This is a genomic window from Rathayibacter sp. AY2B9, assembly GCF_002931595.1.
Taxonomy (GTDB): domain Bacteria; phylum Actinomycetota; class Actinomycetes; order Actinomycetales; family Microbacteriaceae; genus Rathayibacter.
This window is the reverse complement of sequence record NZ_PSUB01000001.1, coordinates 529,635-548,797: the sequence shown is the minus strand read 5'-3', so window position 1 is coordinate 548,797 and position 19,163 is coordinate 529,635. Positions and strand designations below refer to the sequence as shown.

Genomic DNA, 19,163 nt, shown 5'->3' with positions numbered 1-19,163 from the left:
TCATAGGTCGGACCTCGGACGCGCGAGCCGGGCGACCGGGTCCAGCGCCGAGCGGGGCACGACCGACGCGAGCACCCGACGACCGGCACCCGCGGAGCCGCGGAGCGCGGCGGCCACGGCGGTCGCGTCGTCCCACGCCTCCGACTCGCTCGCGGACGGCGAGTAGCGCCGGCGCTCGACGCGCTCCCGGAGCCCCTGCAGACGTGCCGCCGCTCCGGGGTCGAGGGCGGGAGCCATGCGGGCCTCCTGCGCGCGCGGCGACTCCGTGTCCTCCACGGGGACGCCCAGGTCGCGGGCGGTCGCCAGCAGCTCGGCCCACGCGGCCTCGACGGAGCCGGAGCGCGCGGACCGGCGCCGCAGCGCGCGCTGGACGGCGCGCATCAGCCAGGGGACGAGCACGAGCAGCAGGAGCAGCACCCAGAGCGTGGCCGCGGGAGCCGCCGTGGTGCTCGAGGCGCCGACGGCACCGGGGGTCGGCGTCGCCGACGCGGCCGTCGGAGTGGGTGTCGCGGCGGGAGCGCTGGTCGCACCGGGCGCGGTGGTCGCGGTCGAGCCCGGGGCGGTGGGGCCCGAGGACGCCGTCGCGCTCGGCAGGGTGTACGAGGCCGGAGCGCCGCGGCTGGGCGTCGGCTCGAAGGGCAGCCAGCCGACCCCCTCGAAGTACAGCTCGGGCCAGGCGTGCAGGTCGGAGGAGAGGACGCGGTAGGTGGTCAGGTCGCTGCCGCCGGAGGGCACGACGGAGCCGGGCTGGTAGCCGATGGCGAGCCGCGACGGGATCCCGAGCTCGCGCGCCATCACCGCCATCGCCGAGGCGAAGTGGACGCAGTAGCCCTCCTTCGTCGTCAGGAACGCCGCGAGCACGCCGACTCCGTCGCCGTCGTAGCCCTCCTCCGCGGGGGTGTCCTCGGAGTAGCGGAACTCGGACGAGCGGAAGTACGTCTGCAGCGCGCGCGCCCGGTCGTAGGCGGTCGGAGCCTCCGCCGTGACCTCCTCGGCGGTGGTGCGGACGATCTCGGGCACGTCGTCGGGGAGCGAGAGGTACCGGTCGACGCCGGACGGCGCGGGCGCGGCGAGCAGCTGCTGCGGGTCGGGCTCGAGCCGCAGCGCCTGCACCTGGTAGTCGTCTCCGGAGCGGGTCGTCGCGTCGCCGCGGATCGAGCCGTCCTGCACGTCCTGGAGCCAGCCGTCGCCGACGCCCGTCAGCGACGAGACCGGATACGGCACGGGGAGCCACTGGCTCCGCAGCGTCTCCACCGAGACGTCGACCTCCTCCGCCTCGCGCGGCACGCTCTCGGAGAGCCCCTCGGGCGCGATCGGCGCCTCGATCGGAGCGGTCTGCTCCGTCTCGCTCGGCGCCCAGTCGTCACCGTCGAAGTCCGAGACGGTCAGCACGCGGAGGTAGACGGGCAGGTCGGAGTCGGTGGCGTAGCGCAGTACGGTCACGGGGTTCGGGCGGCGCAGGTCCGCGCCGAGAGCGACCACCGGGTCGATCGCGCCGTTGAAGAGGCTGCCGGAGACGCCCGAGGGGGCGGTGGTGCGCGCGTAGCCGGCCGCCGACCCGGCGACGACTCCCGCGCCCAGGACGACGACGGTCACGGCCGCGAAGGCGGGCAGCACGGCCGAGGCCGCGCTCGGGCCGCTCGGGCGGCGGGGGGCGGCCGTGGCGGCGAGCACGCCCGCGTAGGCGAGCGCAGTGACGACGAGGCTCGCCCAGGACACCTCGGAGGGGTCCACGATCGCCGGCACCGCGAGCAGCGCCGCAGGGAACAGACCGGCCAGGGCGGGGAGGCGGACGGAGAAGGCGAACAGGTCGGCCGCCCAGGCGAGCACGACCACCCCGCCGATCAGGAGGAACGAGATGCCGTCGTCGGCGATGGCCGGGAGCCCCTGCTGGGCGATGGACTGGAAGCCGCCCTGCGCGAGCGCCTCCGCCTGCGCGACGGCGCCGGGTGTGGGGATCACGAACAGCAGGGCCCGGCCGGGCACGAACATCGCGGTCAGCACGCCGACCATCGTCAGCGTGCCGAGGATCGGCGGGACGACGGGGTGCACACGCAGAGCCCGGGCGGCGGCCGGGACGCCGAGCACCACGGCGACCGCGCTCGCGAGGAGCACCAGCCAGTCGACGCCGACGAGGAGCCGGCCGATCCCGGCGGCGGCGGCCGTGATCGCGAGGAAGAGCAGACCGCTCAGAGGAGCCGACCCGGCGCGCGGATCGCTCTCGACGCGGCGGCTCACGCCACCACCCGCAGGGCGAGAGCCTGCGCCCACGCCTCCTCGACGGAGGCGCTCTGGTCGACGGACACGGCGTACCAGCCGAGCGAGGCGAGAGCCGCCTCCTCCTCAGCGGTGCCGGCGACGACGAAGGCGATCGCGGGGCGCGACTGCGCGGCCAGGGAGCCGAGGGCGTCGAGGTCCGACTCGAGGAGTCGGGTGAGCACGGCGAAGACCGGGCGTACTCCCCCCGTGTCGCGCATGTCGGCCGAGATCCGGGTCACCGCGTCGACCGACTCGCGCGAGGGCGCCAGCTCGGCCAGGCGCAGCAGCACGTCGTGCGCCACCTCGCGCTCGTCCTCCGAGTGCTCCGGCTCGCCGTCCGCACCCGTCTCGACGAGGTGGGTCTCGAAGCCGCGGTCGAGCAGGTGCACGGCGAGGGAGGCCGTCATCGACACCGCCCACTCGAGCCGGTCGTCGCCGCGCCGCTCGAGCACGCGCTCGGCCCGGGTCTCGAGGAGGATCCACGCGTGCGGATCGGTGTTCTGCTCGTCCTGGCGGACCATGAGCTCACCGGAGCGGGCGCTCGCCCGCCAGTGCACCCGGCGCATGGCGTCCCCCGGGCGGTAGTCGCGCGGGATCACGTCGTCCGTGCCGGCGCCGGCCGTCGCGTGCGCGACCGGGCTCGATCCGCCTGCTCCGTGCGCGTCCAGGACGTCGCTCTGGAGCGGCACGACCCGCGGAGTCACGACGAACGGCTGCGCAGCCCCCACGACGCTCTCGCGGAGCGCGAGCCCGAGGCCGTCGCCGCGCACCAGGCGCAGCGGGCCGATGCGGTGGATCCCGCGCCGCTCGGCGGGCAGACGGTAGCGGGCGCGCACGCGGCCGCCCGACGGGACGCCCGGCAGCCCGAAGACGCCCTCGGCGACCGGCCGGCCGACGACGACCCCGCGCTCCACGCGCTCGAGCCGGTCGTGGGCGCGCGCCCCGCTGCGGACGGCGCGGCCGCGGTTCTCGAGCAGCACGTCGACCTCCACCACGTCGCCGGCCGCGACGGTCTGGGGAGCGAAGCGGCGCTGCACTCGGAACGACGCCGGCGCCAGGAGCAGGGAGACGAGCGCGCCCAGGGGCAGGCCCAGCAGCACCAGCCCGACGAACAGCAGCTCGCGGAACTCCGACAGCGGCGCGATCACCACTCCCGCGACGCCCAGCAGAACGAGCGCCCAGCCGCGCAGCGTCAGCGCGACCCCGCGGAGCGCGGGCAGACCGCCGAGACGGGACGACGGCGTCTCGGTCGGGCGGGCCTCAGTCGCCACGGTTGCCGAAGGGGACGGGGGTGGCCGCGACGATGCGCTGCACGATCTCGGTGACCGAGTGCGAGGATCCGGCGCCGGAGCGGCCGGGGAGGCGGGTGGCGGGCAGGAGGCGGTGACCGAGCACGGGGACGGCGAGCGCGTCCACGTCGTCCGGCACCACGAAGTCGCGGTCGCTGAGGGCGGCGAGCGCCTTCGCGGCGGCGATCAGCTGGAGCGTGGCGCGCGGGCTCCCCCCGAGCCGCAGCTCGGGGTCCACCCGCGTGGCCTGCATGATCGCCACCACGTACTCCTGCACAGGCGGTGCGACGTACACGGAGCGCACGTAGGCCATCATCCGCTCGAGCTCGGCGAGGCCCACGACGGGCCGCAGCTCCTCGAGCGGGCTGGCCGAGTCGCGGGTGCGGATCATCTCGAGCTCGGCGCGCTCATCGGGGTAGCCGAGCGAGAGGCGGGCCATGAAGCGGTCGCGCTGGGCCTCGGGCAGCGAGTAGGTGCCCTCCATCTCGACCGGGTTCTGCGTCGCGATCACGGCGAAGGGGCGCGGGAGGAGGTGGGTGGTGCCGTCGACCGAGACCTGGCGCTCCTCCATGCACTCCAGCAGCGCCGACTGCGTCTTGGGTGAGGCCCGGTTGATCTCGTCGCCGATCAGGATGTTCGCGAAGACCGGGCCCGGCTTGAACTCGAAGTCGCGGGTCGCCTGGTTGTAGACCGAGACCCCCGTGACGTCGGAGGGGAGCAGGTCGGGCGTGAACTGGATGCGCGCGACGCTGCCGCCGACCGAGGCCGCCAGCGACTTCGCCAGGACCGTCTTGCCGGTGCCGGGGACGTCCTCCATCAGGAGGTGCCCACCGGCGAGGAACACCGTCAGCGCCATCGAGACCTCGGCCGACTTGCCGTCGATCACGCGGGTGAGGTTCCCGAGGACGGCGCCGCAGTGCGCCGTGAACTCCTCGCGGGTCAGGGGCGTCTCGGGTGCCGCTCGGCGGCCGACAGCGGAGCGGGTGTCTTCGAGCGACGTCATAGCTACGGATTCTCGCAGTCCTGACGGGAAAAGGGTCCAGGTTCCGCGAGTTCGCAGTGTGCCGCCAGGCGGGAGCCGCGCGGCGGCCACCGGACGCCGCAGGCAGGGGTGCCGCCCTATGCTCGGTCCGGTGACCAGGATCATCGCCGGATTCGCCGGCTCGCTCACCCTCCGGGTCCCGCGCGCGGGCACCCGCCCCACCAGCGACCGCGTGCGCGAGGCCGTCTTCTCGGCCCTCGAGGCCCGGGACGCCCTCGACGGCGCGACGGTGGTCGACCTCTACGCGGGCTCCGGCGCCCTCGGGCTCGAGTCGGCCAGCCGCGGAGCGAGCGCGGTCGTCCTGGTCGAGCGCGACCCGAAGGCCGCGAGGACCGCGGGCGAGAACGCACGGGCGATCGCGACCGCGGCGGCCAAGAACAAGCGGCCCGCCCCGCGGATCGAGGTGGTGACCGGCTCGGTCCGCTCCTTCCTCGACGGCTCCCCGGCCCTCAATACGGACACGGTGTTCCTCGACCCGCCCTACGACCTCGGCGAGGACGACCTGGCCGCCGATCTCGCCGGTGTGCTGCCGCTGCTGCGCGAGGACGCGGTGGTCGTCGTGGAGCGGAGCTCCCGCAGCCCGGAGCCGCGCTGGCCTGCGGGCCTGGAGCGGGAGCGGAGGAAGGACTACGGCGAGACCACCATCTGGTGGGCGTCACCGGCGTCGCTCGCGTCGCCCGCCTCGCCCGCTTCCTCCACGGCCGGCTGACCGGCCTCAGCCCGCCGCGCCGTCCCAGCCGAGGTACGGGTCCCAGCCCCCGCGCCCCTCGAGCGCGACCCCGCCCAGTCGCACCTCCGGGTCCCCCTCGCGGACGGCCCCGAGCGGGACGAAGCCCTCCGGCAGCGCCGCGGCGGGCGGGAAGCACGCGAGCATCGCGTGGTCCTCGCCACCTCCCAGCACCAGCGCCCTCGCCAGGTCGAGGTCCACGCCCTCCACCCCCGTGAGCCCGCGCGCGTGCATGTCGACCGCCGCGGCATCGAGGTCGATCGCCACTCCGCTCGCACGCGCCATCCGACGGGCGTCGAGCACCACGCCGTCCGAGACGTCCATCATCGCGGTGGCGGTCCCGCCCGCGGCCTCGCCCGCGGAGATCGGCGCGGTCGGGCGCAGCTGCGCCTCGAGGAGGGACGGATGGCGCTCGCGGAGCCGGTCGGCGAGGTCGGCCGACGGCTCCCCGTCCCGCCGCGCCTGCTCGAACAGCAGGCGCAGCCCGAGCCCCGCTCGTCCCAGCGGGCCGGCCACGGCGAGCACGTCCCCCGGCCTCGCACCGCTGCGGAGCACCGGCGGTCGTCCGTCGAGCGAGCCGAACGCCGTGATCGAGAGCGTCAGTGTCGCGGAGGCGGACAGGTCTCCCCCGACGACTCCGCATCCCGGCGCCATCGCGGCGCAGCCGGCGGCGAGTCCGCCCGCGATCCCCTCCAGCACGTCGACGCCCAGCGACTGGGGCGCCGCGAGCGCGACGACGAGCCCGGTGGGACGGGCTCCCATCGCCGCGACGTCGGCGAGGTTCGAGGCCGCCGCCTTCCAGCCCAGGTCCGCCGGGCTCGACCAGGCCAGCCGGAAGTCGGGGCCGTGCACCATCATGTCCGTGGTCACCACGAAGCGGCCGTCGGGAGCCCGCAGCACCGCGCAGTCGTCGCCGGGCCCGACCAGGGTCTCCGCGCCCGGGCCGCCGAGCCGGGCCAGCACCCTCGCGAGCACCTCGCCCTCGCTGAGCTCGGCCAGGGTGGGACTCCGATCCTCTGCCATGGTTCACACGCTAGCGTTGACGGCGATGTCCCCCCGCCGACTCCGCTCCCCCCTCCTCGCCGCCGCCGCCGTCCTGCTGCTCTCGGGCTGCTCGGCCAGCGTCGCACTCGAGCCCGCCGCCGATGCGACGAGCACCGGCTGCGCCGAGGTCTCGGTGCGCCTGCCCGACGTGGTCGCGGAGCAGCCCGAGCGCGAGACGAACGCTCAGGGCACCGCCGCCTGGGGCACTCCGGCCGCCGTCATCCTCCACTGCGGAGTCGAGGTGCCCGGCCCGACGACGGACCTCTGCGTGAACGTCAGCGGAGTCGACTGGATCATCGACGAGACGCAGAAGGACGAGGACATCTACACGCTGACCACCTACGGGCGCGATCCCGCGGTGGAGATCACCGTCGACCAGAGCCGCGCGTCCGGATCCTCCGCGGCGCTCGACCTGGCGAACGCCGTCTCCTACGTCCCGCAGACGCGCGAGTGCACCGACGTCTCGGACGCCGACACCCTCGATCCGACGGACACGCCCACCGGCTGAGTCTCAGCGGTCAGACGCCGAGGGCTCGACTCGCTGCGGTGAGCGCACCATCGGCGGTCGCCCCCAGCTCACGCGCGCGCGACGCGAACACGGCGGCCGCAGCCTGCAGCTCACGCTCCAGCGCATCCACGCCTCCCGCGACGACCGTGCCCGCCCGGCCGCGCGTCTCGACCAGGCCCGCCGACTCCAGCTCCCGGTAGGAGCGGGCGACCGTCCCCGCGGCGACGCCCAGCGTCTCGGCCAGCGCGCGCACCGGCGGCAGCCGCATCCCGACCGGCAGCTCGCCCGCGGCGATCAGAGCGGTGATCTGCTCGCGGATCTGCTCGAAGGGCGCCGCGGCCGCGCCCGCCTCGACGCGGAGCGCGAGCGCCGGCGTCATCGGGCGTCGACCGGGACGCGGTCGAGCGCCGAGTCGAGCAGCTCGCTGATCAGGTCCGGGTAGTCCACGCCGCTCGCGCCCCACATGCGCGGGAACATCGAGACCGGCGTGAAGCCGGGCATGGTGTTGATCTCGTTGACGACGAAGCCGTCGGCGGTGAGGAAGAAGTCGACCCGGGCGAGGCCCTCGGCTCCGATCGCGTCGAAGGCGCGGATCGCGAGTGACCGCATCTCGGAGAGCTCGCCGTCGGTGAGATCGGCCGGGCAGACCAGCTCGATGCCGGACGCCCCGAGGTACTTCGCCTCGAAGTCGTAGAAGCCGCGGCCGGTGACGACCACCTCGCCGGCGACGGAGGCGCGGGCCGGAGCACCGCGGCGGCCGCCGAGCACGCCGATCTCTACCTCGCGGCCGACGATGCCCGACTCGATCAGCACCCGCGAGTCGTGCGCGAACGCCTCCTCCAGCGCCGCCTCGAGCTGCTCGCGCTCGTCGATCCGGCTGACGCCCACGCTCGAGCCGGCCCGCGCCGGCTTCACGAACGCGGGCAGGCCCAGCTCGTCGAGGGCCGAGGAGGCGTCGCCCGGGTCGGCGCGCCACTCCGCCTCGGTCACGAGGTACCAGGGCGCCACCGCGAGGCCCGCGGCCCGCAGCACCGTCTTGGTGAAGTGCTTGTCCATGCCGAGAGCCGACGCGAGCACGCCCGAGCCGACGTAGGGCAGCCCGACGAGCTCGAGCATCCCCTGGACGGTGCCGTCCTCGCCCCACGGGCCGTGCAGGATCGGCAGCACCACGTCGACCTCGCCGAGCGAGCGCGTCGCGCCGTCCTCGGTCGTCACGGTGAGCTCTCGCGAGAGGGCCGACTCCGGCCAGCGCACACGGGAGCCGTCGTCCTCGACCCGGGGCAGCGACGCGGCGTCGAGAGCGAACTTCTCGGGACGGTCCTCCTCGAGCACGAAGGCGCCGTCGGAGGTGATCCCGACGGGGATCACCTCGAAGCGGTCACGGTCGATCGCCCGCAGCACCCCGGCCGCCGTTGCGCAGCTGATCGAGTGCTCGCTGGAGCGCCCCCCGAACAGAACGGCCACGCGGAGCTTGCTGGTCATCGAGGTTCCTCTCACCCTGTGGCTCGTCCGAATCCGTGGTCAGGTGCGGCGCGATGTCCTTCGGATCGAGCGTACCGGCGAGCACCTGCGACACCTGCTCGACGATGGGCATGTCGACTCCCCTGGCGCGCGCCAGCTCGAGGACCGGCGCGACAGAGGCGAGCCCCTCCGCCGTCTGCTGCATCGACTTCACCACGTCGGTGAAGCTGTAGCCCTGGCCGAGCAGGCGCCCGGCCGTGTTGTTGCGCGAGAGGGACGAGCTCGACGTCGCGATGAGGTCGCCGAGCCCCGCGAGTCCGGCCATCGTCTCGGCCCGTCCGCCGTACGCGACCGCGAAGTCGGTCATCTCGGCGAGACCGCGCGTGATGATCGACGCCTTCGTGTTCTCGCCGTAGCCGACGCCGTCGACGATGCCGATCGCCACGGCGATGAGGTTCTTCAGCACGCCGCCGAACTCGGTGCCGATCACGTCCGTGTTGACGTAGGAGCGGAAGTAGCGGTTGGTCGCCGCGAGAGCCACCTCCTGCGCGGTGACGAGGCTCTCGGAGGCGATGACCGCCGCGGTCGGCTGCTCCTTGGCGATCTCGAGGGCGAGGTTGGGCCCGGAGGCGACGGCGATCCGGTCGAGAGAGACCGGCAGCATCTGCGCGATCACCTCGCTCATCCGCTGGCCGGTGCCCTTCTCGACGCCCTTCATCAGGCTCACCAGCACAGTGCGCTCGGTGAGGAACGGCGTGATCGCCTCGAGGTTGCTCCGCAGCGACTGCGACGGGATGGAGAGGTAGACGTGGTCCGCGCCCTCCAGCGCCTCCTCGATGCGCGGCGTGGCCCGGATGTTGCGCGGGAGGTTGATGCCGGGGAGGTAGTCGCTGTTGCGCTTGGCCTCGGTGATCTCGCGGGCCAGCTCGGCGCGGCGCGCCCACATCACGACGTCGGAGCCGCCGTCGGCGAGGATCTTCGCGAACGTGGTGCCCCAGCTGCCGGCGCCGAGGACGGCGACGCGGCGGGGCACGGGGATGGGCGCCTTCCTACTGCTCGGACTCAAAGCGACCCGTGCCCTTCTGGTTGTGCTCGGAGGGGTTCCAGCGCTTCTCGGGCGCCGCCTCGCCGCGCAGCTCCTCGAGCAGGGCGGTGATCGCCGCCATCACGACCGCGGAGGCCTCGGTGAGTGTGGCGGAGTCGAGGCTGCGTCCGCGGAAGGCGGACAGGTCGACGGGGTCGCCGACGATCACGTCGACGCGCTTGCGGCGGAAGAGGGTGATCCGCTTGGAGTAGCGGCCCATCAGCTGCTGCGCGCCCCAGTGCGCGACCGGGACGACGGGCAGGCCGTACTGCAGCGCCATCCGCACCGCTCCCGTCTTGCCGCGCATCGGCCAGAGCTCGGGGTCGCGGGTGAGGGTGCCCTCGGGGTAGATGATGACCGAGCGGCCCTCGTCCACGAGAGCCTTGGCGGTCTTCAGCGGCTCGCTGCCGCGGACCGAGCCCGAGCGCTCGACGGGGATCTGCCCGGAGCCGCGCAGGATCGAGCCGAGCACGGGCACCGAGAACAGCGAGGCCTTGGCGAGGAAGCGCGGTGCGCGGCCGGCGCGCCACAGGGTCCAGCCCGTGATGATCGGGTCGATCTCGCTGTAGTGGTTCGGCGCGAACACGAAGGCCCCGGTGCTCGGGATCTTGTCGCCGTTCCGGATCCGCAGGTCGACCGAGGCGGTCATCACGGGGATCACCGCCGCCGCGAGGAACCAGAAGATGGACGGACGGCTTCGCTCAGACACCCGCCCATCCTCGCATCCCGCATCGGAGGGGCCGCGTCCCCACGCCCGGGAGCAGCGGGGCCCCGCGGTGGGAGGAGCGGCCCGGCCGCCGGGTACGGTACCGGCATGCCCCGTCCGCGTCGCCGCCCGTCGCCGTGGGACGCCGTCGGCCGAGCGCTCGGCCGCCTCGCCGACTCGCCGATCGCGCTGTCCGGCCTGGTGCTCCTGATCGTGTGGGGAGTCGTGCTGCTCGCCACGCAGGCCGAACGCGATGCGGCTGCGCTCGGCGACGGCCTCCTGCTGACGCTCGCGGTCCTCGTCGGCGGCTCGGCGGCCGTGGCCCTCGTGATCGGCGGGGTCGACGCCCTCTGGCGCGTGGCGGTGGCACCGCTCGCCCACGTCGAGGCGGAGGCGACCGGCGGCGTCGCGGTCCTCGGACGCGGCCGGCTCGGGGCGGGCCTCCGTCGTATCGAGCCGCGGTTCCCGCTGCCGACGCTGCGGCCCTACGCGGTGGTCGTGCCGCGCCGCCGGGGACTGACCGTCTCCTTCGGCGACTGGGGCGTCGTCGTGCCCTGGGCGCGGATCGCGCGGCTGGAGCGGCGGTGGGTGCTGGTGGGCCTGCGTCAGCGCGAGGCCCTCGAGGTCGTCCTGGCCGGGACGCGGCGCGGACGCCTGACGCTGGTCCTGGTCGAGGCGCCCGGACCGCTGGGCCTCCGGCCCGCGCCGGAGACGACGCTCGCGCTCCTCGAGAAGCGGATCCGGGGACGCCTGGAGGAGGCCGCGGAACCGCCCGCGTGGGGCGCGCCCGGACGCGACAGGACCCCGGGCCGCTGAGGACGGTCGTGCTCCTCGGCACCGGGGTCCCGGTGGGCGGCTACGCGTCGAGCGAGAAGTCGGCGCCCAGCAGCTCGAGCTTGGTGAGGAAGTTCTCGTAGCCGCGGCTGATGATGCCGACGTTCGAGACCGTCGAGGTGCCCTCGGCCGAGAGCGCCGCGATCAGGTGCGAGAAGCCGCCGCGCAGATCCGGCACGACGATGTCGGCGCCGTGCAGCTTCGAGGGTCCCGAGATCACGGCCGAGTGCATGAAGTTGCGCTGCCCGAAGCGGCAGGCCTGCCCGCCGAGGCACTCGCGGTGGATCTGGATGGTCGCGCCCATCTCGACGAGCGCGTCGACGAAGCCGAAGCGCTGCTCGTAGACGGTCTCGTGCACGATCGAGACGCCCTTGGCCTTCGTGAGCGCCACGACCAGCGGCTGCTGCCAGTCGGTCATGAAGCCGGGGTGCACGTCGGTCTCGATGATGACCGGCTTGAGCTCGCCGCCCGGGTGGTAGAAGCGGATGCCGTCCTCGGCGATCTCGAACGCGCCGCCGACCTTGCGGAAGACGTTGAGGAAGGTGGTCATCTCCTGCTGGCGGGCGCCGCCGACGAAGATGTCGCCGTCAGTCGCGAGGGCCGCGGCCGCCCAGGAGGCCGCCTCGTTGCGGTCGAAGAGCGCGCGGTGGGAGTAGCCGGTGAGCCGGTCCACGCCCTCGATGCGGATCACGCGGTCGGTGTCGACCGAGATGATGGCGCCCATCTTCTGCAGGATGTTGATCAGGTCCATGATCTCGGGCTCGATCGCCGCGCCCGAGAGCTCGGTGATGCCGGAGGCGCGCACCGCGGTCAGAAGGACCTGCTCGGTCGCTCCGACGCTCGGGTAGGGCAGCGACACCTTGGCGCCGTGGAGGCCCTCGGGGGCCGACATCCGGATCCCGGAGGGAAGCTTCTCGATCACCGCGCCGAAGTTGCGGAGGACCTCGAGGTGGTAGTCGATCGGGCGGTCGCCGATGCGGCAGCCGCCGAGGTCGGGGATGAACGCCTCGCCCAGGCGGTGGAGGAGCGGGCCGCAGAAGAGGATCGGGATGCGGCTGGAGCCGGCGTGCGCGTCGATGTCGGCGAAGTGCGCGGACTCGACGTTCGAGGGGTCGAGGATCAGCTCGCCGACCTCGGCGCCCTGCTTCACCTTGACGCCGTGCACCTCGAGGAGGCCCTTCACGACGCGGACGTCGCTGATGTCGGGCACGTCGCGGAGGGTGGAGGCGGTCTCGCCGAGGAGCGCCGCGACCATCGCCTTGGTGACGAGGTTCTTCGCTCCCTTGAGCTCGATGCGCCCCACCAGCGGCCGACCGCCCTTGATGGTGATCCGCTCCGTCGTCATCCCCACGCGGGCTCCCGAGGCCTTGGCGTCCTGGAGGGCCTTGGCGTCCTGAAGAAGTGTGTTCACGCTATTTCACCGGCAATGTCTTGGGCCGCCAGCTCTCGCGGCGGGTCTCGAATTCGGAAATGAGCGCTTCGTCGCGCAGGGTCAGGCCGATGTCGTCCAGGCCCTCGATCAGGCGCCATCGAGTGTAGTCGTCGATCTCGAAGTCGAAGGCCTCGCCACCGGCGGTGACCGTACGCGCAACCAGGTCCACCGTCGGTTCTATTCCCGGGGTGCTCTCGATGATCTCCCACAGGCGCTCGACGTCGGCCTCGGACACGACGGCGGCCAGGAGTCCCTGCTTACCGGCGTTGCCGCGGAAGATGTCGCCGAAGCGGGGCGAGATCACGACCCGGAAGCCGTGGTCGCGCAGCGCCCACACGGCGTGCTCGCGGCTGGAGCCCGTGCCGAAGTCCGGCCCGGCCACGAGGATGCCCGCACCGCGGTACCGCTCCTGGTTGAGGACGAAGTCCTCCTCCTGGCGCCAGCCGTGGAACAGGGCGTCCTCGAATCCGGTCTTCGTGATGCGGCGGAGGTAGACGCCGGGGAGGATCTGGTCGGTGTCGACGTTGGCGCGCTTCAGGGGCGCGGCGATCGCGGTGACGGTCTCGAACTTCTGCACGGTCAGACTCCTGCTCTCTCGCGCGCCGGCTCCAGGTCGGAGGGGCTCGAGAGCGTGCCGCGCACGGCCGTGGCGGCAGCGACGAGCGGTGAGACGAGGTGGGTCTTCGCCCCCTTGCCCTGACGGCCCTCGAAGTTGCGGTTGGAGGTGGAGGCGACGCGCTCCCCCTCGAGCAGCTGGTCGGTGTTCATGCCGAGGCACATCGAGCAGCCGGCGAAGCGCCACTCCGCCCCGAACGCCGTGACGATCCGGTCGATGCCCTCGGCCTCCGCCTCGAGCCGCACGCGGGCGGAGCCGGGGACGACCATCACGCGGACGCCCGGCGCCTTGGTGCGCCCCTCGACGATCGCGGCGAAGGCCCGCAGGTCCTCGATCCGGGAGTTGGTGCAGGAGCCCATGAAGACGACGTCGACCGGGATCTCCTTCATCGGCGTCCCGGGCTCGAGCGCCATGTACTCCAGCGCGCGCAGGGCGCTGGTGCGCTCGTTCAGGTCGTCGATGGCCTCGGGGTCGGGGACGGACTGCGAGAGCGAGACGCCCTGGCCGGGGTTGGTCCCCCAGGTGACGAACGGCTCGAGCGAGTCGGCGTCGATCACGACCTCGGCGTCGAAGACCGCGCCCTCGTCGCTCGGCAGCGTCCGCCAGTAGGCGACGGCGGCGTCCCAGTCCTCGCCCGCGGGGGCGTGCGGACGGCCCTGCAGGTAGGCGAACGTCGTCTCGTCCGGCGCGACCATGCCGGCGCGCGCGCCCGCCTCGATCGACATGTTGCAGATCGTCATCCGGCCCTCCATCGAGAGCGCCCGGATCGCGGAGCCGCGGTACTCGAGGATGTAGCCCTGGCCGCCGCCGGTGCCGATGCGGGCGATGACCGCGAGGATGACGTCCTTGGCCGTGACCCCCTCCTTCAGCGTCCCCTCGACGGTGATCGCCATCGTCTTGAAGGGCTGCAGCGGCAGCGTCTGCGTGGCCATCACGTGCTCGACCTCGCTCGTGCCGATGCCGAAGGCGATCGCGCCGAACGCGCCGTGCGTCGAGGTGTGCGAGTCGCCGCAGACGACGGTGATCCCGGGCATCGTCAGGCCGAGCTGCGGGCCGACGACGTGCACGATGCCCTGCTCCACGTCGCCGAGGGAGTGCAGGCGGACGCCGAACTCGCCGGCGTTGCGGCGCAGAGCGTCGATCTGGGCCCGGCTGGTCGGGTCCTCGATGGGCCGGCCGATCTGCAGGGTCGGCGTGTTGTGGTCCTCGGTCGCGATGGTGAGGTCGGGGCGGCGGAGGGGGCGCCCGGCCGCGCGCAGCCCGTCGAACGGCTGGGGGCTCGTCACCTCGTGGAGGAGGTGGAGGTCGATGTAGACGAGGTCCGGAGCGCCGTTCTCGCCCTTGACGACGACGTGGTCGTCCCAGACCTTCTCGGCGAGGGTGCGGGGCCTCGGGGTGCGGATCGAGTCCGCGAGCGAGCGGGATTCCGCTCCGCTCGACGCGGGCGCGGCTGCGCCGGGTGACTTCTCGGTCATGACGGGTCCTTCTCCTTCAGGAGTCGCTGCTCGGCCGGGCGAGGCACCGCGACGAGGGAGGCCGTCAGATCGAGGTCTCGTCGCGGCACGGAAGGAGGTGCGGGCCGCTCAGCATGGACCGAGAATAGCACCGCGCTCCCCCGCTCCCGGGAGCCGGCGGCGCGCGGTCGCGGGCTCAGGCGCGGGCGTCGAGCACCGCGTCGACGACGACCACGGTCACGTTGTCCCGCCCGCCGGCGTCGACCGCCGCTCCCACGAGCGCCTGGGCGAGGTCGGCCGGGTCGCCGGAGTCGCGGCGCGCGAACAGCGCCGCGATCCGCTCGTCCGAGAGCTCCTTGGTGAGCCCGTCGGAGCAGAGCAGGTAGCTGGCGCGCGGCACGACGGGCAGCGTCCAGACGTCCGTCTCGACGTCCTCGTCGGCGCCGAGGGCGCGGGTGACGATGTTGCGGTCCGGGTGCGACTCGGCGGACTCCCGCGTGAGCAGGCCCGCCGAGACGAGCTCCTGCACGGCCGAGTGGTCCACGGTCAGCTGCTCGAGCTCCGTCCCGTCCCAGCGGTAGACGCGGGAGTCGCCGACGTTGAAGAGCGCCCAGCGGGCGGGCCCGGAGGGCTCGGGCAGGACGAGCATCAGCCCCGTGAGCGTCGTGCCGCAGAGCGCACCGCCCACGTCCAGCGCGCGCACCGCCGTGTTGGCGCCCTCGACCAGGTCGAACACCGCGTCGACCGGTCCGAGGGCCGTCGGCCGGTTCTCGTGCAGAGCCCCGACCGCCGCGGCGCTCGCGAGGTCGCCGCGGGCGTGCCCGCCCATCCCGTCGGCGACCGCGAGCAGCAGCTCGTCGGCGAGGAGGGAGTCCTCGTTGACCCGGCGGACGGCTCCGACGTCGGTGCTGCTGCTGACGGCGAGCCGCAGCGCCCCCTGGGGCAGGTCGACGGTGGTGGTCGTCATCGCGGGGTCACTTCTCCTCGGCGGCCGAGCGGGCGTCGTCCGAGACGACCTCGGGGTGCCCGTCGTGCATCTCGATGTGGCGGTGCTCGCGGCGCATCTTCGCCAGGCTCGCCAGCGTCGCCACGGTCATGCTCAGCACGATGACCACGAGCGAGGTGATCGTGTCGATGTCCCACACCGGCACCGGCTCGCCCCCGTTGAGGAAGGGCAGGTCGTTCTCGTGCAGGGCGTGCAGGACGAGCTTCACGCCGATGAAGGCGAGGATGAACGCGATCCCGTACTTGAGGTACTCGAGCTTGTCGATCAGCCCGCCGAGCAGGAAGTAGAGCTGGCGGAGCCCCATCAGCGCGAAGACGTTCGCGGTGAACACGATGAAGGGGCTCTCGGTGATGCCGAAGATCGCCGGGATCGAGTCGAGCGCGAAGAGCAGGTCGGTCGAGCCGATCGCGAGGAACACGATCAGCATCGGCGTGAAGTGGCGCGTGCCGTCGATCGTGGTGCGGATCCTGGAGCCGTCGAACGAGTCCGAGATCTTGACGCGGCGGCGCAGGAGCCGGATGAGCAGGTTGTCGGTGCCCTCGTCCTCGTCCTCCGCGCCGAACGCCTGGTTCCAGGCCGTGTAGACCAGGAACGCGCCGAAGAGGTAGAAGATCCAGCTGAAGCTCTCGATGAGCTGCGCGCCGAGCAGGATGAAGACGCCGCGGAAGACCAGCGCGATGATGATGCCCACCATCAGCACCTCCTGCTGGAGCTTCGCCGGCACCGCGAAGCGGCCCATGATGATGACGAAGACGAACAGGTTGTCGACCGAGAGGCTGTACTCGGTCAGCCAGCCTGCGACGAACTGGCCGGCCAGCTCGCCGCCGCCGAGGATCAGCATCAGCAGCGCGAACACGAGCGCCAGCGACACGTAGAAGCCGACCCACAGCCCCGACTCCTTCAGGCTCGGCACGTGCGGGCGCTTGTAGACCAGCAGCAGGTCGGCGGCGAGGATCAGGCTCAGGACGACGAACGAGCCGATCACGAACCAGACGGGCAGATCGAGCATGAGGGCCTTCCGAGTGGGTGGGGGCCGAAAGTCTCTCCCCGGGGAGCGGACGGCCGTGCCGGTCCGCGTCACCCGTCCCGCCCCCGGCACCGCGCAGGGGCGGTGCGTACTGACGGGAGCGGAAAGGCGGGATACTCCCCTTCGCGGATGCGATCCTAGCGCCGATCCGGCGGGATGCGGCCCCGGGGAGGCGGAGCGGGAACGAGGCGATCGGCGCGATGCGTCGAGCGGGTGCCGCGTGGCGAGCACCCGGGTGTTAAACGAGAAGAACCCCCGGTCAGACCGGGGGTTCTTCTCGTGTTGCCGTGGTGACCCCAGCGGGATTTGAACCCGCGTTACCGCCGTGAGAGGGCGACGTCCTAGGCCGCTAAACGATGGGGCCGCGTTTTTGCAACTCGAAGAGTGTTGCACACGGATCCGCATCGACGCAAATCGAGCGCCCGGCCCATCCGGTCTCCGCTCGGCCCCGGCCTTGCCCGCCGCCCGCCGAGGCGGTTGGCTCGGGGCATGAGACTGACGAAACTCGAGCACGCCGCCGTCCTGATCGAGGAGGACGGCGCCCGGCTGGTGATCGATCCGGGGTCCTTCACCCGGCCCGTCGAGGGGACGGCCGACACCGTCGCCGTGGTGCTCACCCACGAGCACGCCGACCACTGGACCCCGGAGCAGCTGCAGCGCCTGCGCGACGCGGCCCCGTCGCTGCGGATCCTCGGCCCGGCCGGGGTCGCCGCCGCCGCCGAGGGCTTCGACGTCGAGACGGTCGCCGACGGCGACGTGGTGACGGTCGGCCCGTTCGAGCTGCGCTTCTTCGGCGCCCGCCACGCGGTGATCCACCGGAGCATCCCCGTCATCGACAACGTCGGCGTCCTCGTCGACGGCCGCGTCTACTACGCCGGCGACTCCTTCACCGTCCCCGAGGGCGTCGACGTCGAGGTCCTCGCGGCCCCGTCGGGCGCGCCGTGGATGAAGATCGCCGAGGCGATGGACTACGTGCTCGAGATCGCGCCGCGGCATGCCTTCGCGACCCACGAGCAGGTCCTCTCGGAGGCGGGACGCGCGCTCGGCCACGACCGGCTCGGCTGGGCCGTGCGCGAGGGGGGCGGGGAGTACCACGCGCTCGAGCCCGGCGACGTGCTCGAGCTCTGACGCCGGGGACGACGACGGCCGGGTCGGGGGCGAGCCCCGGCCCGGCCGTCGTCGCGATCCGCTAGCGGATCAGTAGTACTCGCCCTGGCGGTAGTCCCAGGAGTTGAACTGCTCGGCGAGGTTCAGCATGATGCGCTCGTAGTCGAGGCCGCGGCGGATCAGCACGGGGCCCGGGGTGATCGAGCGCTCGCTGCCCTGCACGGGGATGAGGGCGCCCGAGGCGTCCACCATCGAGACCATGACGCCCTGCTCGTGGCGGGAGTCCTCGTCCTTGTCCGGCTGGATGGAGGAGACGTACGAGTCGGCCGAGACGATGACGTCCGCCTCGTTCTCGATCCGCTCGCCGATGTTCGCGACCCGGCCGCGGTTGCCCACGCCCGAGGGGTTGGCCGAGCTGGCGAAGGTGAGGGTGCGGTCGCGCTCCCACAGGGTGGCGACCAGCTGCTCGGCGGGGCGGCCGAAGCGGATGACGAAGCAGCTCGTGCCGCGTCCGTCGCGGACCAGCTCGCGGGCGTCCTCGTCGATGAGCTCGACCGCCTCGGCCTTCCACGGGAGGATGCAGCCGAGCAGGACGTCCTGGTCCCAGTGCTTCCGGTAGAAGGCGAGGACCTCGTCGTTGAGCTCCGCGAGCTCGACGAGCTGCCCGATGCTGGAGCAGAGCACGACGCCGGGCTTGTTGCGGTTGCGCTGCTTGGCCGAGAACTTGCGCTCGAGGCCCGCACCGTCGGTCGTCATCAGGATGTAGCCGACCTTGGTCGCGCAGACGACCAGTCCACCGGGAGCGGCGAGCGCGTCCACTGCCTCGGCAGGAGCCTGCTCACGCCATTCGATCACCGTCGTGCTGGTCATTCTTTCCCTTTCGTGGTGTCCAGAGACGCCATGGGCGGGGCCCCGGCCGAGCGGAAGCCTAGCGGATGGCCCCGCGGCGGCAGGCGCGGCAGACCCTCGTCCCGCGGCGGGAGCGGCCCGGCCGGAGTGCACTCCGCCGGGTGCCGGCACGGGTCGTCACGACCCCGCTGTCGGGCCCCAGGAGGTCACGCTCGCGAGGTCGGCGCCGAACTCGACGCGGAGGCGGACGGGCGGGCCGCCGCGCAGCACGTCCGGCAGCCACAGGCGAGCGTCGTCCCACATGCGGTCGAACGGCACCTCGTCGACCGGGACGAACGCGGCGGCGAGCTCGCTCGACTCGGTGACCTCGCCGGCGACCCGGCGGCAGAGGAAGACGTGCGAGCGCTGACTCCACGCCGGCCGGTGGGGGAAGGAGTAGTCGAGCACGCCGCGCGGCTCCAGGTCGGCCGGGAGGGCGACCAGCCCCGCCTCCTCCTCCAGCTCGCGGACGGCCGCGTCGACGGGCGACTCCCCGGGCTCGAGCTTGCCGCCGGGGGCGACCACGCGGCCCTCGCCGAGGCCCCTGCGCTTGCAGCCGAGGAGCACCTCCGCGCCCCGCGGGCCGTCGCGGAGGACGTAGACGACGCAGACCTCGGGCAGCCCCACCGCGCACCTCCGCTCCGACGGGCCGGGGGCCCGGCACCGCCGTCGTAGGCTA

The 19,163-nt window shown here is 73.1% G+C and carries 19 protein-coding genes and 1 tRNA gene; 4 read left to right on the top strand and 16 right to left on the bottom strand.

Annotated elements, in window-relative coordinates:
• Genes C5C25_RS16240 through C5C25_RS02575 form a run of 3 tightly spaced genes read right to left on the bottom strand, consistent with a single transcriptional unit; the run spans position 1 to position 4,551 of the window.
• Positions 1 to 2,238, bottom strand: a complete 2,238-nt coding sequence (locus tag C5C25_RS16240) for a DUF3488 and transglutaminase-like domain-containing protein (protein ID WP_146079415.1) — start codon at positions 2,236 to 2,238, stop codon at positions 1 to 3.
• Entirely contained in the window at positions 2,235 to 3,530 is a 1,296-nt protein-coding gene (locus C5C25_RS02580; protein WP_104249625.1) for a DUF58 domain-containing protein, read from the bottom strand. Before C5C25_RS02580 ends, C5C25_RS16240 begins: the two co-directional genes overlap by 4 nt.
• Positions 3,520 to 4,551, bottom strand: a complete 1,032-nt coding sequence (locus tag C5C25_RS02575; protein WP_104225624.1) for a MoxR family ATPase — start codon at positions 4,549 to 4,551, stop codon at positions 3,520 to 3,522. Before C5C25_RS02575 ends, C5C25_RS02580 begins: the two co-directional genes overlap by 11 nt.
• Before the next feature lie 130 nt (positions 4,552 to 4,681).
• Here C5C25_RS02575 and C5C25_RS02570 point away from each other — a divergent pair, with 130 nt between their 5' ends.
• A complete protein-coding gene (locus C5C25_RS02570; RefSeq protein ID WP_104249658.1) occupies positions 4,682 to 5,299 on the top strand; it encodes an RsmD family RNA methyltransferase in 618 nt (205 codons plus the stop codon).
• Positions 5,300 to 5,305: 6 nt separating this feature from the next.
• Here the strand turns inward: C5C25_RS02570 and thiL are convergent, their stop codons facing one another.
• A complete protein-coding gene (gene thiL, locus C5C25_RS02565) occupies positions 5,306 to 6,340 on the bottom strand; it encodes a thiamine-phosphate kinase (RefSeq protein WP_104249624.1) in 1,035 nt (344 codons plus the stop codon).
• A 25-nt stretch (positions 6,341 to 6,365) separates the two neighbouring features.
• On the opposite strand from thiL, the gene C5C25_RS02560 reads away from it, so the two are divergent.
• Positions 6,366 to 6,869 carry a DUF3515 family protein gene (locus tag C5C25_RS02560; RefSeq protein ID WP_104223096.1) on the top strand — a complete coding sequence of 168 codons (504 nt, stop codon included), beginning with the start codon at positions 6,366 to 6,368 and terminating at the stop codon, positions 6,867 to 6,869.
• Between the two features lie 10 nt (positions 6,870 to 6,879).
• Here the strand turns inward: C5C25_RS02560 and C5C25_RS02555 are convergent, their stop codons facing one another.
• The 4 genes from C5C25_RS02555 to C5C25_RS02540 are packed head-to-tail and all read right to left on the bottom strand — an operon-like array spanning position 6,880 to position 10,123.
• Complete coding sequence (locus C5C25_RS02555; RefSeq protein WP_104249623.1) at positions 6,880 to 7,248, bottom strand: GntR family transcriptional regulator; 369 nt, start codon at positions 7,246 to 7,248, stop codon at positions 6,880 to 6,882.
• Positions 7,245 to 8,351 carry a D-alanine--D-alanine ligase family protein gene (locus C5C25_RS02550; protein WP_104249622.1) on the bottom strand — a complete coding sequence of 369 codons (1,107 nt, stop codon included), beginning with the start codon at positions 8,349 to 8,351 and terminating at the stop codon, positions 7,245 to 7,247. The genes C5C25_RS02555 and C5C25_RS02550 overlap by 4 nt, the downstream gene beginning before the upstream one ends.
• Positions 8,248 to 9,363, bottom strand: a complete 1,116-nt coding sequence (locus C5C25_RS02545; RefSeq protein ID WP_181027083.1) for an NAD(P)H-dependent glycerol-3-phosphate dehydrogenase — start codon at positions 9,361 to 9,363, stop codon at positions 8,248 to 8,250. The genes C5C25_RS02550 and C5C25_RS02545 overlap by 104 nt, the downstream gene beginning before the upstream one ends.
• 16 nt (positions 9,364 to 9,379) lie before the next feature.
• Positions 9,380 to 10,123, bottom strand: coding sequence for a 1-acyl-sn-glycerol-3-phosphate acyltransferase (locus tag C5C25_RS02540; protein ID WP_258069314.1), 744 nt, complete (start codon positions 10,121 to 10,123; stop codon positions 9,380 to 9,382).
• Between the two features lie 105 nt (positions 10,124 to 10,228).
• Here C5C25_RS02540 and C5C25_RS02535 point away from each other — a divergent pair, with 105 nt between their 5' ends.
• A complete protein-coding gene (locus C5C25_RS02535; RefSeq protein ID WP_104249621.1) occupies positions 10,229 to 10,936 on the top strand; it encodes a hypothetical protein in 708 nt (235 codons plus the stop codon).
• A gap of 40 nt (positions 10,937 to 10,976) precedes the next feature.
• Here the strand turns inward: C5C25_RS02535 and murA are convergent, their stop codons facing one another.
• The 6 genes from murA to C5C25_RS02505 all read right to left on the bottom strand — a co-directional run bounded on the left by murA (position 10,977) and on the right by C5C25_RS02505 (position 16,853).
• Positions 10,977 to 12,299 (bottom strand): UDP-N-acetylglucosamine 1-carboxyvinyltransferase, encoded by a 1,323-nt coding sequence (gene murA, locus C5C25_RS02530; RefSeq protein ID WP_167299052.1) that lies wholly within the window; start codon positions 12,297 to 12,299, stop codon positions 10,977 to 10,979.
• Positions 12,300 to 12,366: 67 nt separating this feature from the next.
• Positions 12,367 to 12,963 (bottom strand): 3-isopropylmalate dehydratase small subunit, encoded by a 597-nt coding sequence (gene leuD / locus C5C25_RS02525; protein WP_104249620.1) that lies wholly within the window; start codon positions 12,961 to 12,963, stop codon positions 12,367 to 12,369.
• Positions 12,964 to 12,965: 2 nt separating this feature from the next.
• Positions 12,966 to 14,477: a 3-isopropylmalate dehydratase large subunit gene (gene leuC, locus C5C25_RS02520; protein WP_104249619.1), complete on the bottom strand. Its 1,512-nt coding sequence runs from the start codon at positions 14,475 to 14,477 to the stop codon at positions 12,966 to 12,968.
• Positions 14,478 to 14,652: 175 nt separating this feature from the next.
• Positions 14,653 to 15,423 carry a PP2C family serine/threonine-protein phosphatase gene (locus C5C25_RS02515; RefSeq protein ID WP_104249618.1) on the bottom strand — a complete coding sequence of 257 codons (771 nt, stop codon included), beginning with the start codon at positions 15,421 to 15,423 and terminating at the stop codon, positions 14,653 to 14,655.
• 7 nt (positions 15,424 to 15,430) lie between these two features.
• On the bottom strand, positions 15,431 to 16,471 hold the full coding sequence (locus C5C25_RS02510; protein WP_104249617.1) for a TerC family protein: 1,041 nt from the start codon (positions 16,469 to 16,471) through the stop codon (positions 15,431 to 15,433).
• A 306-nt stretch (positions 16,472 to 16,777) separates the two neighbouring features.
• Positions 16,778 to 16,853 (bottom strand) — tRNA-Glu (locus tag C5C25_RS02505).
• A gap of 125 nt (positions 16,854 to 16,978) precedes the next feature.
• Between C5C25_RS02505 and C5C25_RS02500 the strand changes: the two genes are divergently transcribed.
• On the top strand, positions 16,979 to 17,617 hold the full coding sequence (locus tag C5C25_RS02500) for an MBL fold metallo-hydrolase (RefSeq protein ID WP_104249616.1): 639 nt from the start codon (positions 16,979 to 16,981) through the stop codon (positions 17,615 to 17,617).
• A gap of 69 nt (positions 17,618 to 17,686) precedes the next feature.
• Here C5C25_RS02500 and C5C25_RS02495 read toward each other — a convergent pair whose 3' ends face one another.
• The gene (locus C5C25_RS02495; protein WP_104249615.1) at positions 17,687 to 18,466 is read right to left on the bottom strand and encodes an L-threonylcarbamoyladenylate synthase; all 780 of its coding nucleotides are present in this window, start codon (positions 18,464 to 18,466) and stop codon (positions 17,687 to 17,689) included.
• Positions 18,467 to 18,622: 156 nt separating this feature from the next.
• The gene (locus C5C25_RS02490; protein WP_181133614.1) at positions 18,623 to 19,111 is read right to left on the bottom strand and encodes an 8-oxo-dGTP diphosphatase; all 489 of its coding nucleotides are present in this window, start codon (positions 19,109 to 19,111) and stop codon (positions 18,623 to 18,625) included.
• Positions 19,112 to 19,163: the final 52 nt, after the last annotated feature.